Annotated in this window: 13 protein-coding genes and 1 pseudogene; 9 read left to right on the top strand and 5 right to left on the bottom strand. The window is 39.5% G+C overall.

Annotation, left to right across the window (positions count from 1 at the left end):
• Nucleotides 1-127: 127 nt before the first annotated feature.
• Nucleotides 128-286: a hypothetical protein gene (locus V7K42_RS21245; RefSeq protein WP_334919319.1), complete on the bottom strand. Its 159-nt coding sequence runs from the start codon at nucleotides 284-286 to the stop codon at nucleotides 128-130.
• A 178-nt stretch (nucleotides 287-464) separates the two neighbouring features.
• On the opposite strand from V7K42_RS21245, the gene V7K42_RS21240 reads away from it, so the two are divergent.
• Nucleotides 465-4,829, top strand: a complete 4,365-nt coding sequence (locus tag V7K42_RS21240; RefSeq protein ID WP_334919318.1) for a PAS domain S-box protein — start codon at nucleotides 465-467, stop codon at nucleotides 4,827-4,829.
• Nucleotides 4,830-5,366: 537 nt separating this feature from the next.
• Nucleotides 5,367-5,999: a helix-turn-helix transcriptional regulator gene (locus tag V7K42_RS21235; protein WP_334919317.1), complete on the top strand. Its 633-nt coding sequence runs from the start codon at nucleotides 5,367-5,369 to the stop codon at nucleotides 5,997-5,999.
• A gap of 195 nt (nucleotides 6,000-6,194) precedes the next feature.
• Here V7K42_RS21235 and V7K42_RS21230 read toward each other — a convergent pair whose 3' ends face one another.
• Both V7K42_RS21230 and holA read right to left on the bottom strand, forming a co-directional pair.
• Nucleotides 6,195-6,677, bottom strand: a complete 483-nt coding sequence (locus V7K42_RS21230; protein WP_334919316.1) for a DUF4168 domain-containing protein — start codon at nucleotides 6,675-6,677, stop codon at nucleotides 6,195-6,197.
• A gap of 109 nt (nucleotides 6,678-6,786) precedes the next feature.
• On the bottom strand, nucleotides 6,787-7,776 hold the full coding sequence (holA, locus tag V7K42_RS21225) for a DNA polymerase III subunit delta (RefSeq protein WP_334919315.1): 990 nt from the start codon (nucleotides 7,774-7,776) through the stop codon (nucleotides 6,787-6,789).
• Nucleotides 7,777-8,196: 420 nt separating this feature from the next.
• On the opposite strand from holA, the gene V7K42_RS21220 reads away from it, so the two are divergent.
• Nucleotides 8,197-8,985, top strand: coding sequence for a DUF1868 domain-containing protein (locus V7K42_RS21220; RefSeq protein ID WP_334919314.1), 789 nt, complete (start codon nucleotides 8,197-8,199; stop codon nucleotides 8,983-8,985).
• Between the two features lie 341 nt (nucleotides 8,986-9,326).
• Here the strand turns inward: V7K42_RS21220 and V7K42_RS21215 are convergent, their stop codons facing one another.
• Nucleotides 9,327-9,875, bottom strand: a complete 549-nt coding sequence (locus V7K42_RS21215; protein ID WP_442938612.1) for an IS630 family transposase — start codon at nucleotides 9,873-9,875, stop codon at nucleotides 9,327-9,329.
• A gap of 2 nt (nucleotides 9,876-9,877) precedes the next feature.
• A complete protein-coding gene (locus tag V7K42_RS21210; protein WP_334919312.1) occupies nucleotides 9,878-10,372 on the bottom strand; it encodes a helix-turn-helix domain-containing protein in 495 nt (164 codons plus the stop codon).
• A 152-nt stretch (nucleotides 10,373-10,524) separates the two neighbouring features.
• Between V7K42_RS21210 and V7K42_RS21205 the strand changes: the two genes are divergently transcribed.
• The 6 genes and pseudogenes from V7K42_RS21205 to pstA all read left to right on the top strand — a co-directional run bounded on the left by V7K42_RS21205 (nucleotide 10,525) and on the right by pstA (nucleotide 14,749).
• Nucleotides 10,525-10,743: a hypothetical protein gene (locus V7K42_RS21205; RefSeq protein ID WP_334919311.1), complete on the top strand. Its 219-nt coding sequence runs from the start codon at nucleotides 10,525-10,527 to the stop codon at nucleotides 10,741-10,743.
• A 129-nt stretch (nucleotides 10,744-10,872) separates the two neighbouring features.
• Nucleotides 10,873-11,175 carry a hypothetical protein gene (locus V7K42_RS21200; RefSeq protein WP_334919310.1) on the top strand — a complete coding sequence of 101 codons (303 nt, stop codon included), beginning with the start codon at nucleotides 10,873-10,875 and terminating at the stop codon, nucleotides 11,173-11,175.
• Nucleotides 11,174-11,395: pseudogene (locus tag V7K42_RS21195) on the top strand (ISKra4 family transposase); the annotation flags it as partial. The gene V7K42_RS21200 and the pseudogene V7K42_RS21195, both read left to right, overlap by 2 nt.
• Nucleotides 11,396-11,597: 202 nt before the next feature.
• The gene (gene pstS, locus V7K42_RS21190; protein WP_334919309.1) at nucleotides 11,598-12,641 is read left to right on the top strand and encodes a phosphate ABC transporter substrate-binding protein PstS; all 1,044 of its coding nucleotides are present in this window, start codon (nucleotides 11,598-11,600) and stop codon (nucleotides 12,639-12,641) included.
• A gap of 176 nt (nucleotides 12,642-12,817) precedes the next feature.
• The gene (pstC, locus tag V7K42_RS21185) at nucleotides 12,818-13,795 is read left to right on the top strand and encodes a phosphate ABC transporter permease subunit PstC (RefSeq protein ID WP_334919308.1); all 978 of its coding nucleotides are present in this window, start codon (nucleotides 12,818-12,820) and stop codon (nucleotides 13,793-13,795) included.
• Between the two features lie 72 nt (nucleotides 13,796-13,867).
• On the top strand, nucleotides 13,868-14,749 hold the full coding sequence (gene pstA, locus V7K42_RS21180) for a phosphate ABC transporter permease PstA (protein WP_334919307.1): 882 nt from the start codon (nucleotides 13,868-13,870) through the stop codon (nucleotides 14,747-14,749).
• Nucleotides 14,750-14,798: the final 49 nt, after the last annotated feature.

Below are 14,798 nucleotides of genomic sequence, written 5' to 3'. Positions count from 1 at the left end.
AAGAGAATATGCATAATCTTATATATAAAATATATTTAATCGTGGGTAAATTAGTCAAATATTTATAGCAAGAAAACAGTTTTAAACTAGATATATTTGTGATCATAAATCCAGGTAACTCTAAAATTTATAAAAAATTTCTACCACGCCATTCTTGGGCAAGCTTATCAAGTTTAAATTCACATTTTTGCTCATATACCAGCAGAAAGAATCGCACTGGATGTTTGTAATGGAGCGATCGCTGGGTCGAGCGAGCCGATATCCTCTGCAATTTTGAAGTACTCATAAAGGTGGTTTTTTCAGCCCTGATTATTTCTTACTCTAAATTATGCAAGAAAAAATATGCATCTGGATAGATGAAAAGGAAGTCAAGGGGTAGCCTAAAATACAAAGGGTCTAAATGATTAAACCGTAAGAAATACGGAAGTTTACCACGCTAGATAGATGCGGTTAGAAAACACTAAATGTTAAACGTTAACCGCTTGCGGCTGCAAGATATAAAAATCCCTGCAAATTTACTTGTGGCAAAAGTCGCAAGTGCGATCGCTGTTTTTGTTGGCAGCTTGGTACTAGTTGGCTGGTGTCTTGGCATTGAAGTTCTTAAGCGCGGCTTTCCTGGGAGTCCTGCCACAATGAAAGTCAACACAGCGCTATGTTTTGTGCTGTGTGGTATATCACTATGGCTATGTTCAAAAACAGGAGGTAGGGAGCAGGAAGCAACAAGAAAGGGGAACAGAACAGTTCAAAATTACCCCCAAATATTCCTCTTTCCTACTCTGCTAATTTCTAATTTCTGTGCAATAGCGACTACCACAATTGCGACACTCACACTCTGTCAATATTTATTTGGCTGGAATTTCGGCATTGAAGAACTGGTATTTAGTGATTCGCCAACTACAATAGCGACATCACATCTGGGGCGAATGGGGGTGAACATAGCAGTCAACTTTATGCTGGTTAGTGTCGCCCTACAGATTCTGATTAATCCAAAAAACCACCGTAGTTATTGGTATGCTCAGATTATCGCTCTGATCGCTACTTTGATTTCCTTTCAGGCGCTCATGGGCTATGCCTACAAAGTGAAAGTTCTCTACGGACTTGCCCCTTATACAACATCAATGGCTTTACATACGGCGGTGTTGTTCAGCTTACTAAGTATGGGCATTCTATGGGCACGGTCAGAACAGGGGTTAATGAGGATAGTTACAAGTGATACTTATGGTGGTTTACTTGCACGTCGTTTATTAATTGCCGCGATCGCAGTACCTTTTATATTGGGGTGGGTAATTGTTGAAGGTCAACGCGCAGGACAATACGATCCAGCTTTTGCAGTATCGGTGTTTGCAATCGTCCTGATTGTAATTTTTACTATTTTGATTTGGCAAAGTGCGGCAGTTATTGAACGCCTCAGCCATCAACGCGATCTTGCTCAGGAAGCACTGAGAATCTACCAGGATAAACTGGCGAGTTTTGTAGATTCTAACGTCATTGGTATTCTGTTTGGCGATGTGTATGGCGGTATCCAGCAGGCAAACGACGAATTCTTGAGGATGATTGGTTACACGCAGGAGGATTTGTCAGGGGGTAGATTAAGTTGGAGCAATATCACACCACCAGAGTATCTATACTTGGATCTGCAAGGTGTCGCTGAAGCACAAGGAAATACTAACGCTACTTGTACACCCTACGAGAAAGAATATATTCGCAAGGATGGTAGCCGTATCCCAGTTTTAGTTGGTTATGTGCTGCTTGGAGAAAACCGGGAAGAGTCAGTAGCGTTTATCCTCGATTTAAGGGAACGCAAGCAAGCAGAAGCAGAGCAACAAAAATTAGTATCGCTGGTAGAAAATAGTTCTGACTTTATCGGTATCGCTACCCTTGAGGGTCAATTACTCTATATAAATGATGCAGGTCAAAAGCTGGTAGGGCTTGCTAGCATTGACGAAGTAAGGCAAAAAGTAGTATTAGATTACTTCATGCCCAAAGACAAAACCTATTTTCAAGAATACATACTGCCAAATGTGCTATTACAAGGACGCTGGCAGGGAGAATTCTGTTTCCGACACCTCCAAACAGGTCAACCAATACCAGTTGATTACAATATCTTCACTGTTACAGATAACAACACAGGTCAGCCAATTGCCTTAGCAACTGTGACTCGCAATATCAGCGAGCAAAAGCAGGCCAAGGAAAAAATCTTACAACTAAATAAGGATCTACAGCGCCGCATTACTGAGTTACAAACTTTGTTGGAGGTAATTCCCATTGGAATTGGCATTGCTGAAGATCCACAATGCCAAAATATCAAGGTGAACCCTGCTTTTGCCAAGCAGTTGGGGATATCGTCAGATACTAATGCCTCCCTCAGCGCTCTTAGCAACCAAAAATCCACATGCTTTAAAGTCTACAAAGAGGGAAGGGAACTTTCAACAGAAGAACTCCCAATGCAATACTCTGCTGCTCATGGTATCGAAGTTCTAGGTTGCGAACTTGATATAGTCCATGAAAATGGAAGAGTTGTCAACCTGCTGGAATCCGTTGCACCCCTATTTGACGAAGAGGGTAAAACTAGAGGAAGCGTTGGTGCATTTTTAGATATTACGGAGCGCAAACAAGCAGAAGAAGTACTTATAAATCAGCAAAAATGGCTGGAGGATGTGCTAAATCTAATGCCAAGACCCTTGCTGTTTATTGAACCAGGAACGGCGCGGGTAACTTTTGCCAATCGCTCTGCTAATGAATTAGCTGGGGGCGAATTTCCTAAAGGTGTAGCAGCAAAAGATTATCACACAGTTTACCACTATACAGATGCGGCAGGCGATCGCATTCCCAATGAACAAATGCCAGGAGTACGGGTTGCCCTGGGCGAACGTCTCAATGGGTTGGAGGTAGACTGGCATACTCCCGCAGGTGTGCGCTCTTTACTGATATTTGCTGATACCTTGCCAGCAATGCACGGTCATCCGGCAACTTGTATTTTGGTATTTCAAGAGATTAGCAACCTCAAAGAGGCAGAAAAAGCACTCTCGTTAGGTTACAAAAGGCTAAAGCTACTATTCGATACAGCTAGCGATTTACTCTCAAGTCAGGAACCAGTAGTACTAATCGATAGCGTCTATCGAAAACTAAAAAACCAAATTGGTTTAGATGTTTACTTTAACTATTTGGTTGAGGATAATTCCCAGGGATTGCGGCTAGAGTCTTACAGTGGCATTTCCCCAGAAGTGATAGAGGAAATAGAGTCGTTGGCGTTTGGTGAAGAGGTTTATGGTACTGTAGCCCAGGAGCGTTGTGCAATAGCTCTAGAGAATGTACAGCAATCAACTGACCCAAAAACAGAATTGATTCGTTCTTTAGGCATTACTGCTTATTCTAGTTATCCCTTGATTGCCCAAGGAAGGTTGTTGGGTACTCTTTCTTTGGGTAGCCGGACTCGGTTAAGCTTCACCGAAAATCAAAAGGGGATGATGCAAGCAGTATGCGACCAAATAGCGATCGCAATGGAACGGGCTAGTTTAATTGCTTCTTTGCAAAAACAAACTGAGCAATTGCAAGAGGCTAACCGGATGAAGGATGAGTTTCTAGGGATATTGTCTCACGAATTGCGATCGCCCCTCAATGCAATTCTGGGCTGGGCGCAACTTCTGCAACGAACCAAGCTTAGTGAAAGCCAAATGGCTAGAGCTACGGAGACAATTGAGCGCAATGCTAAGGCGCAAAGCCAGCTAATTGAAGACCTGCTGGATATATCGCGGATGATTAGAGGCAAGTTACGCCTCAATGTCGGTACTTGTAATTTGCTTCCGATGATTGAGTCGAGCTTAGAGACTGTTAGTCTAGCCGCCCAATCTAAGGAAATCGATTTAAGATTTTCCGTTATTTCCTCAAAAGAAACACCAAATTCAGATTGGAGATTAGGAATCAATCAGGAAAATCTAAAATTTCCTGAAGCACAATTCCAAAGCAATCAAGATTCAGAGGACAGCAAACTTGGCGAAAATTCCCAATTCTTAGTTTCTGGTGATTTCGAGCGTTTGCAGCAAATTATCTGGAATTTACTATCCAATGCCATTAAATTTACACCAACTGGTGGACGGGTAGAGGTGCACTTGTCTGTGGTAAATGGCGAAGAAAAACAACAGATAACAGATAAATATGCCCAAATTCAGGTGATTGACACAGGCATTGGTATCAGTCCTAATTTTATTCCTTACGTCTTTCGTTTTCGTCAAGCTGATAGTTCTAGCACTAGAACCTATGGTGGATTAGGACTAGGATTAGCGATCGTGCATCATTTAGTAGAATTACACGGCGGTACTGTCTACGTAAATAGTCCGGGTAAAGAGCAAGGAGCGACGTTTACAGTCAAACTACCACTTCTAAAAAGTACCTCTCTTTCCCCTTTTCCTCCTGTACGTGTGTATCCCTCCCCCCTTTTCTTTGTCTCCCTTCTTGGCGTGCGAGTAGTGGTTGTAGATGACCAAATTGATAGCCGTGAATTTATCACCATAGTCCTCGAACAGTGCCAAGCCGAAGTTAAAGCAGTAGCATCAGTTCAAGAAGCATTACAAGTAATTGCACAGTGGAAACCAGATGTTTTAGTCAGCGACATCAGTATACCTGATGAGGATGGTTATTCTTTAATCCGCAAACTGCGATCGCAACCACCAGAACTAGGGGGAAATATTCCCGCCGCCGCGTTGACAGCTTATGCTAGGACAGAGGATCGGATGCGAGCTATACAAGAAGGTTATCAGCTACATTTACCCAAACCTATTGAAGCAGCTGAGTTGGCTACAGTGGTTGCCAGCCTTGTTGGGCGGACTTAGAGAAAATGGGGGATTGGGGATTGGGAAGAATTCTTGCTAACTCCCAACTCCCACCACTCAGCACTGGTTCATGATAAGAATTGGGCAATATCCTTTTTCGCAATATCAAAATTTATATCAAATTCAAAGTTTTCTCAATTACCAAAAAGCAGTTTTTTTGCAATTTAATGTAGTTGGTAAATATCTACGTATAAAGTATATTTTTATTTCGGTAGTGATCGTTATTTTGTATTGGTGCGAGGTACACTGTGAACTTTCTTGCTGCTTAAGGTAAAAATTGCTTCAATAGGCAACGCAGTAGCTACCCTCAAAAACAATAAGCTTGAGTTAAGACAATTAATTTACATAGAGATAAAAAATTTTGCCTCTTCCGAAATAGGTAATTTAAGAGTTGTATTTAAATTATGTAACCTGAGTTCATTCAAATAGGCTACATAAATTATGGAATTATGGATTGAGTATTTCAATAAATTTATGTAGAAAAGCATACATCTACTAATTGTAGTTAGCATGATTTTATACATTAAAATACTTCCTATGAGCGCCAAAACAAAAACAGTAGCAGAACTGCAACAGCCAGATAGTATTGACTTACATAACTCGAAGCGAGTTAATTTTTTACAAGAAGTAATTGAAGGCTTAGAAGACGGGATATTAATATTAAGCCAAACTGGTGAAATAGTTCATACGAATGCATCTGCTAATCGCCTTTGTTCTCAATTTAATCAAGGCAATTTAAACCAGAGTTTTGTGCCTTCAGCTATCTGGAGTACTTGTGAATTGTTACTCAGTAGTCAGTATTTATTTTCCGATAAACTTTTGATTCTGTCGGATGAAATTGTCCTTGATAAGTCAAATGTTTTTCGGATTAGGGTGAGACTACTAGATTTAGACGGGTTTGAAATGCCTTGTTTATTAGTGACTATAGAAAACCAATGTGAGTCAGTGAAAAATGTAGCCCTCACTGAAGTAAAAAAATTTGACCTTACGCCGCGAGAAGCTGAAATTTGGTTTCTCTATCGAAGCAACTATAGCTACAAAGAAATTGCTATAAAGCTTTACATCACCATAAACACTGTGAAGAAGCACATGAAAAATATTCATACCAAGCGACAATCAAATCTATCTGATATATTGAACGATCGGATCGCGATAAAAATTAATTTGTAAACATTCTTGCAGTTTTTTGTAGATAAGCAATACTAGTACAGTTCGGCTTAAATAAGCCACCCTTATGAAATGTCTAAAACGTTTACGCAATCGGAATTACAAATAACGAATTACGGAAAACCTTACTCGCCCTCGCTTTCATGCGGGGGTAGTTATTTTAAACGTAATCCTCTCAAATTCATATACGAGCTTTAACTAAGGAGAATCAGGACTTTTTTGTAGCCGTAATAAGGTGTTATAAACCTGCTGTTTTAAGATATCGTTATTTTGTAACTCTATAGTAATTTTGTTGAACTGATCGATGCTCAAACCATTATCTTGAACAATTTTTTGAGAACGATTACAGTAATTTACTGCGATATCTTGAGCTTTTCTAGGAAGACCATTTATGCTGTTAGAATCGTTACAAACAATTTTGGGAATTTCTCCATTGCCAATAAGTTTTTTAATTTCTTCAAAGGCATTTTGACGGGCTGGTTCCATTGCTAGCACGGCCTGAGCGTAGCTGTTGATTTGAGTATTGTTAGCTATTGGTGGTGGAGTTTGACTATAAACTTTTGAATTCAATGAAAAAGCGTTAGAAATCACACTTGCAGTAGCGATCGCGCCGAAAAAAAATGATTGGCAAAGGATTCGCTTTCGGCTAGATTGGGAAAATAAATCAGAAATTTTCTTCATATAGTATGTGACACAAAACTACATCAGGGATATTATAAGGACTTTGAATTATTTTCGGAGTTGGAAGTTCCAGCAACTGCTCAATACATCAAGTTTTTATATTTGATTGTCAACTTCCTCGACAGACTTGACAAAGTTCGATGACTTTAGTCTGAAATGTTGACATTTCTGATGCTCCTTGCTTAAGGCTGACTTCTAACTCCAATAGTAGAGGTAAACAAGAGATTAGCTGTTGCACAGAAAGCAGTTTTATTTCTTGCTGGAGGAAGTATATCCGTTTGGGATTACTGATATCAGCAGCAATAGCGATCGCTTGTTGATTGCGCTCACCACTTTCTATCATAATCTTGACCCATAGCCAGGTGCGAAATTGTCCAATCAGTGTGGCAACTATCCGTAATCCTGGCTCAGAAGCATCGATCAAATCTGCTAAGGTTGTCAAAGCTTTCGCTGTATCTCCCGTTCTGATTGCTGCTGCTAATTGTAAGCTATTTTGAGTAGTATTTCTTACTAACTTTGTAACAGTATCTACGTCTAAAGGCTTGTTGCTACCTTGGGCATATAACCGCAATTTATCTATTTCATTGTAGAGTAATCGTGTATCATTTCCAACGGATTCCGCCAACAACTGGGCAGTATTGGCAGTTAATTTCACGCCCATAGTCTGGGCTGCTTGATTCACAGATTGCACTAGTAATTCTGTTTTCCAAGGGGGAATGAGGGGAAATTCTCGGAATTCAGTAGCAAATTGCTTTAACAATTTCGTGGATTTGAGGCGTTCATCTGGCTTGTTTCGGCTGGTAAGTAATAAAAATGAGTTTTCGGGAATTACAGGTAGCGATCGCACCAGTTCCGCTAAGACGTTCTCTGGACAGTGCTGACACAGAGTAGTATTTATCAGCCATACCAAGCGCCCACCACCGCCAAAAGTGGGTGTCATCACCTGATTTAACCCCTGGATAGCAGCATCAGCTTGATCTGGGGTGAATGCAGTGTAATTAAAACTTATCCAATCGGGATCGAGGATGCGATCGCGCAAAAGGGCGATCGCCTTTTCTATAGCAAAATCATCCTCACCCCAGTAAACATAAATTGGCATATAGGACTCATATTTGATTTTTGAACAAAACTCAGTACACCTTTATTCCTTCTTCCCAGTCCCCAGTCCCCAGTCCCCAATCCCCAGTCCCCAATCCCCAGCCCCTTACCTCTACGAGTGATTCAGAAATTAAATCGGATTGCTATAGATAAACCTCAATTGGGCATTGGGAAAGAATTCTTATAATTTTTAACTCCTAACTCCCTTATCCTTCAATCATCACACTCAAAAACCCCTGACTGTCTTATCGGTATATAAGGATAGATTTGAAAGCTTGAATCCTAGCAAAATCGTTAATTGATAAGCTTAAATATACTGATTAGACAGCTAGGGCCAAAAACTAAATACTTTTGAAATCATTCTGTTAATCGGGGTAATTTTCCCTAAAATCTATCAAGTGAGAGCGTGAGGCTATAAAGATTGGACGACAACTATCAAACTTACTTAAATCGGTTAGCACGACTGACGCTGCCAGAAGCCTACAGATCCCAAGCCCAGCATATTCAGGAATCTTCTAAATTTCAGCAACATTCTGGCTTGAGACAAGCAGCGTCCTTTCCTGGCTATACGCTAATTACCCCGCCAGCAGGAGAAGAATCAGACAACTCTGCTTTCTATGCCAAATTACAGACTTACCAACAGGAACTTTTACAGTTGCCTGTAAACCGTGATTTGATTGTACCTCTACCTCCTGCTAGCTTTCATCTGACTTTAGCGGATTTAATTTGGGACAGTGCTTACCTTGACGCATACGAAAAAAATCCCAAATTTGACGAGGAATTACACTCTCGTTTAGCTGAAATATTTCAGCAATATCAACAATTGATGACAAATAGGAGTTATCCGATTAAATGGCAAATGTTGGGGCTGATACTGATGCCAAGAGCTATAGCCGTTTGTTTAGTACCCCAAGATGAACGCTGCTATGAGGAAATTATTAAATTTCGCCGAACAATTTATCAAAATCCCAAGTTAATTGCTTTGGGTATTGAGCAGCATTATCATTTCACAGCCCATATTACATTAGCCTATTTCGGGGAGGTTTCATCTGACTTAGACCGTACAAGTTTCAGCACAAAGCTTTCTCAATTGAACGAACAATGGCTGTTTAATTTACCAGAATTCTCGATCGGTCGTGTCGAATTGCGAAAATTTGACAACATGACACACTATTATCGTGAACCAGACTGGCCGATTTTAGATTTTTAAGTCATTAGTTAGTAGTTAGTAGTCAGTAGTTTCCAACCTCTGAAAACTGACTACTAATTATTATTTAAGCTACTACTTAGCTTATTAAATATATAATTTAAAACTAAATGACTAAGCTATTAACCCAAGTTGCTAGTTATTGATTGAGGCGATCGCTTGATGTAATAAAATCCCCTCCAGGTGTAAAAAACGGAGGGGAATATGATAAATGAAATAATTAGCATCTATGCTATCATCAATTATTTACTCAAAGCAATTGGTCATTGCGGGTTACGTAGTACAGTTTTGACATCCTCAGCATTAAAATTATAGTACTCATACCAATTCTTTATGAAGCTGCGCTAAATAAAGCTTCGAGAATAAAGTCGTAATAAGTAAGGCAAGCAATCTGTTCTGATGTAATTGTTTCTAGAACAGAAGCTAACTTTTGACGTAGTTGGGGTTTGCGTTTTGCAATTTTCCCATTGAAGTTTGCTTTTGAGGAACTCCCAAAACCTTTCAATTGGATTGAGTTCTGGAGAGTGTGGTGGTTGAAAAATGGGGATAATATTTTCTGGACAATCAAGGGTTTTAGTAGTGTGGAACGAACCTTGGTCAAACTGAATAACTGCAACGTCCTCACCTAGATCCGCAGACAGCAACTCTAAAAATTTTTGAAAACAATCACCATCAAGGTGGGAAAATTCGTAGAAAAAACTATACCCACTTAAAGGTTCTACAACACCATACAAGTAAAAATTATCCCGTTGCCATTGGCTTGAACCCACAGGTTTTATGCCTGGAGCAGTAATTAAACGCCCTGCAATCGTCTTTAATCCCAGGCGAGTTTCGTCTTGACACATATATCTGAGCCGCTTACCTTCTCCAAATTCATATTGTAAAAATTTCAGCGCTAGAGGGAGTTTTTTTTAAAGTGGGGCTGGCTCTGTGGATGTTGCTTGCGACTTAAAGGGCGCGGAACTTTTAGCTTGGCACCAATTTGGTAGCGAACTAGCTGGTATACCGTTTTATAAGCAATATTGAGTCCTAATTCAGTGATTAACCATTGTTGAATCTGACTATAGCTGTGAAATCCTTGTGGTTGAGACAATCTTTGTTTTAAACGTTCTAAGTTTTCTCCACTGACCATCGGTTCTTTACCTGGTGCGTGTTTCACCTCTAATAAGCCTTTGTATCCCCTGTCTTTATATTTTTTCAACCAACGAGTGATTGTGCCTTGATTACGTCCTAAACGTTCTGCAAGCGATCGCCTGCTTGTGACTTGACCAGTTTTTAGCCAGTAGAGCATTTGTAATCTTTCTTTGCTGCTTGCCTGTGTAGCATATTTAACAGCTTTTTCCAATTCTTCTTGGCTCTCTTTAATCTCAATTTGCAATCTCAGCCCCATCACACTTGTACCAAATGCGCCTTTTTGATAATTTAGCGCATCTTCATACAGAAATGGTATCAGTTAAGCTCCCAATGGGATGATTAGAAATTCTCATGCGAAAATTCATATCGACTTTCATCCTAGTTATTGTTGTACAGCTTATATTTTTTGTGTCGCAGATCCCATTATTTAAACCTACTGATGCTCAACAAAGTAGTAGCAAACTATATGGAGTGAATGAGTTTAATATTGCCAAGCAGGCAGCACGTAATTTACCAGAGCGAGTTAGTTTGGTGCAGCAAATAGGAGCAAAGGTTGTTCGTTTGCCTGTAACTTGGCATTTAATGGAAGGGCAACAAGGAGTAACTCCACAATGGTTTTGGGATTAACTAGACGCAGAAGTGTCTGCTGCCGAAAAAGCAGGAGTAAAGCTGATTATTGAATTGGGACAGACACCTTGTTGGGCTTCATCTGCACTCAATAAAGAATGATGCACCGATCCAAATTACACTGATTACTTGTTATACTCACCGACCAAATACACTGACTATACGAACGCGATCGCTAAACTTGTGCAGCGTTATCGTGGTCGAGTTTACGCTTGGGAAATATGGAACGAGCCAAATCTTAAAAAAAATTGGAAACCACTTGGCTCTCGCCCCCTGGCAGTCAACGACTCACAATTGGAGTTTATCAATCTTCAGGGTGCATGGCAATATACGAACTTAGTCAAAGCATCCTATAGCAAAATTAAAAGTGTTGACTCCAATGCTGTAGTGTTAGCAGGTGCCATTGCGGCTGGGGATGTTGATTATGTGTAAGAACTTCATCGCTTATCTCCTCAAATATGACTCTCGTATTGTCAACTACAGCTATTACCAAGCTGAACAACTGTGTTCTATTGGTTCTGGAGCAGTTGAATCTGCTATTAAACAAATTGGTGCCAGGATTAAAATTTCTGGTGCACAGTGGAATGTTGAAAGTGTCAATCACATCTTCTCGGTTCGTTGTGCTTATCTCAATGGTTTATTAGCTATTTGAGTATTTCTGCCAAAAGTGGATGCTCCCTTATGAAACTAATCTCGTCAATCAAATATCAATAAGCCAAAAATATTTAAAATCAAGATTTAAGCGCATCTTAATTATTATTTTCTCAATTGTTAAATAAAGTTTAACCATAAAAAATGTAACTTGATTAAGGCTGTAATTACAGCAGCAAGAGATTCCTTTAATCAGAGGTAATATGATTTTTTCGACCACCATCTTGAATCGTGTCGTTGCTACTTCATTGGTGACAACTTCTGTTGCACTTAGTCCATGTTTTGGTGCGATCTCACAAGCTGAAACTCTCAATGGTGCAGGAGCAACTTTTCCGGCTCCGCTTTACGAACGGTATGCTCGTGAAGTTAAGAAGAAATATCCAGACTTGAAAATTAACTATCAAGCAATTGGTAGTGGCGGCGGTATTCGTCAAGTTATCGCTGGAACCGTTGACTTTGGTGGTAGTGATGCTGCAATGAAAGATGATGAAATCGCTAAAGTCAAGAATGGTGCAATCTTAGTACCCACAGCAGGCGGTGCTGTTTCTGTTGTTTACAATCTTCCGGGCGTTAACGATCTGAAATTGTCCCGCGCTACACTACCAGCAATTTATTCAGGTCAAATCACTAAATGGAATGATGCGAAAATTAAAGCTGATAATCCAGGTGCTAATCTCCCAAATCAAACAATTAAATTTGCTGTTCGCGCTGATGGTAGCGGTACAACTTTCATTTTCACTAATCACTTGAGTGCTATTAGCGGTTATTTTAAAGGTAGAGTTGGAGCTAACACCGCTCCAAAATGGAATTTGCCAAATGTCCTCAAAGGCAAAGGGAATCCAGGCGTAGCTGCTATAGTAGCTCGTACTCCTGGTTCTATTGGTTATGTTGAATATGCCTACGCGGTCAAAAATAATCTCAAATCAGCATTGGTACAAAATAAGAGAGGAGAATTTGTTGCTCCTTCTTTAGAATCTGCAAATGCAGCTTTGTCAACTGTCACTTTTCCAGATAACTACCGCGTTTTTGTAGGAGATCCTGGACAAGGTTATCCCATTGTCGGCCTTACTTGGATAATGGTTTACAAACAGTATGCTAATGCTGCTAAAGCTGATGCAATTAAGAAATGGATTAATTGGGTATTGAAAGAGGGTCAACAATATAACGATGACCTCAACTACACCAAAATTCCATCTGATGTGACAAATCGGGTGCTTCAAACAGTGAACAGCTCTGTCAAACCTTAATTTATCATTTTTAAGACTTACGTAGAAGAGATTCCCCACCGCCCTTAAAAAAGTGGCTTTTAAGATTTTCTCTTAAGAAAGGAAGTAGAGTGATAATCTTACTAATTTTCTTTCCTACTAGAGTGAGTTAATAACTTGCTCTAGTAGTCAGAAAAAATTTATTTTTTTGGTTTATAATGGCAAATTTATCAGATGATTCAAATCTAGATAATGAAAGTTTCAATCTAACTGAAATAAGTGGCACGAATTTCTGGTTTGACCAAGGTTTTACACGGCTAGTATACTTTTTTGCGGTTATTACTGTTGCAGTTTTATTTTTGATGAGTTGGGTAATTTTACACGAAGCTCTACCAGCCATCAAGCAGTTTGGTGTGGGGTTTTTGTGGGGTCAAAATTGGGATACAGGTAATCAGATTTTTGGAGCATTATCTTATATTTATGGAACTTTGGTAAGTAGTGCGATCGCTATTTTATTTGCTGTTCCAGTAGGAATGGCAGTAGCCTTAGTCACTAGTGAAAATTTCTTACCTACATCACTGCGAACCATCCTAGCATTTGTTGTTGAATTAATTGCAGCAATTCCTAGTGTAATTATTGGTTTATGGGCAATTTTTGTCTTTATTCCAGTTCTAGAACCTTTACAAAAGTGGCTAGCCAACAATTTCAAATGGATACCACTATTTAATACAGAAGATCCTTCTGGGACTAATATGTTGACTGCTGGAGTTATTCTCGCCATCATGATTTTGCCCACAATGGCAGCAATTAGTCGTGATGTCTTAATGGCTATTCCTAAAGAATTACGTAGTGCATCTATGGCTTTGGGTGGTACTCGTTGGGAAACAATTTTTCGAGTCCTACTACCATCTGGGTTTTCTGGAATAGTGAGTGCAGCCATGCTTGCTTTAGGACGCGCTTTGGGTGAAACAATGGCGGTCACTATGGTGATTGGTAACTCTGCTCAAATTAGTGCTTCTTTACTCGATCCAGCTTATACAATTCCCTCTGTATTAGCTAATGAATTTGCTGAAGCTGAATCGGGATTGCATATCGGTGCTTTAAGCTATTTGGCATTGATTTTATTTGGGTTGACTCTAGCTGTAAATATTGGAGCTGTACTCTTGGTGAAGTGGGTTGGTAGGAAAAATAGATAATCTCATCTCACTTTTAAATTATTACAAATACCTCAGCATACAAGATATTTATCAATCAAAATTTGTAAAAATATGAGTGGTTATATCCAGTCAGAAACTGATGAATCTCTGGCGAGAGAATTATGCAGTCCTCTGCCAACAGAACGAGTAATGTTTACTTATGCGATGAATGCGCTCGCTTTTGGTTTTACAGGTCTAGCACTCATTCCTTTATTATCAATTTTGTGGGAAATTTTCGTTCGGGGAATATCTGGACTCAAATCAGATATATTTATCAAAGCAGTGATTGACAACGGCTTTGGTAATGCCATTCTGGGAACCATAATCATGGTGATAATTGGTACTATTTTTAGCATTCCTACAGGGATAATGACAGGAATTTTCTTGGCGGAATTTGGTCAAACCAACTCAATCACTAGTATTGTTCGTTTTATTGCCAGCATCCTTACAGGTGTGCCTTCCATTGTTGTAGGCGTATTCGCTTATGGTGTAATAGTTTTGCTTACTAAAGGATTTAGTGCGATCGCAGGTGGTTTTGCTTTAGCCGTAATTATGCTACCTGTAATTATACTAACAACAGAAGAATCCTTAAAACTGATTCCCACATCTCAACGCCTTGCCTCTGCTGCTTTAGGCGGAACTCGCTTCCAAACTACTTTTCGCATTGTTTTAACTACTGCAATTCCCGGAATTACTACAGGAATTTTATTAGCTGTAGCTCGTGCTGCTGGTGAAACAGCACCCTTAATTTTTACTGCTTTATTTAGTCTAGATTGGTCAGAAGGATTATTAAGTCCAACAGCTTCTTTACCAGTATTGATTTTTAACCTCTACAACGACCCCGACCCACAAAAAAGTCAATTGGTGTGGACTACTTCTATAGTTCTAATCGGCTTAATTTTATGTGTCAGTATTATTTCTCGCTTAGTTATTAGGCACAGAAGAATAAAATGAGAACAATACAAACTTCATAAGTCAAAATTAATTAATGTTTGTTTTTAAT

Origin of the sequence: Nostoc sp. (assembly GCF_036917455.1) — a bacterium.
Classification (GTDB): Bacteria; Cyanobacteriota; Cyanobacteriia; order Cyanobacteriales; family Nostocaceae; genus Nostoc.
This window is presented reverse-complemented; position numbering and strand designations above follow the sequence as displayed.

Coding starts and splice junctions, on each gene's coding strand:
- V7K42_RS21245 (WP_334919319.1), bottom strand. CDS start 286: ATGAGTACTTCAAAATTGCAGAGGATATCGGCTCGCTCGACCCAGCGA.
- V7K42_RS21240 (WP_334919318.1), top strand. CDS start 465: ATGTTAAACGTTAACCGCTTGCGGCTGCAAGATATAAAAATCCCTGCA.
- V7K42_RS21235 (WP_334919317.1), top strand. CDS start 5,367: ATGAGCGCCAAAACAAAAACAGTAGCAGAACTGCAACAGCCAGATAGT.
- V7K42_RS21230 (WP_334919316.1), bottom strand. CDS start 6,677: ATGAAGAAAATTTCTGATTTATTTTCCCAATCTAGCCGAAAGCGAATC.
- holA (WP_334919315.1), bottom strand. CDS start 7,776: ATGCCAATTTATGTTTACTGGGGTGAGGATGATTTTGCTATAGAAAAG.
- V7K42_RS21210 (WP_334919312.1), bottom strand. CDS start 10,372: ATGGGGCTGAGATTGCAAATTGAGATTAAAGAGAGCCAAGAAGAATTG.
- pstS (WP_334919309.1), top strand. CDS start 11,598: ATGATTTTTTCGACCACCATCTTGAATCGTGTCGTTGCTACTTCATTG.
- pstC (WP_334919308.1), top strand. CDS start 12,818: ATGGCAAATTTATCAGATGATTCAAATCTAGATAATGAAAGTTTCAAT.
- pstA (WP_334919307.1), top strand. CDS start 13,868: ATGAGTGGTTATATCCAGTCAGAAACTGATGAATCTCTGGCGAGAGAA.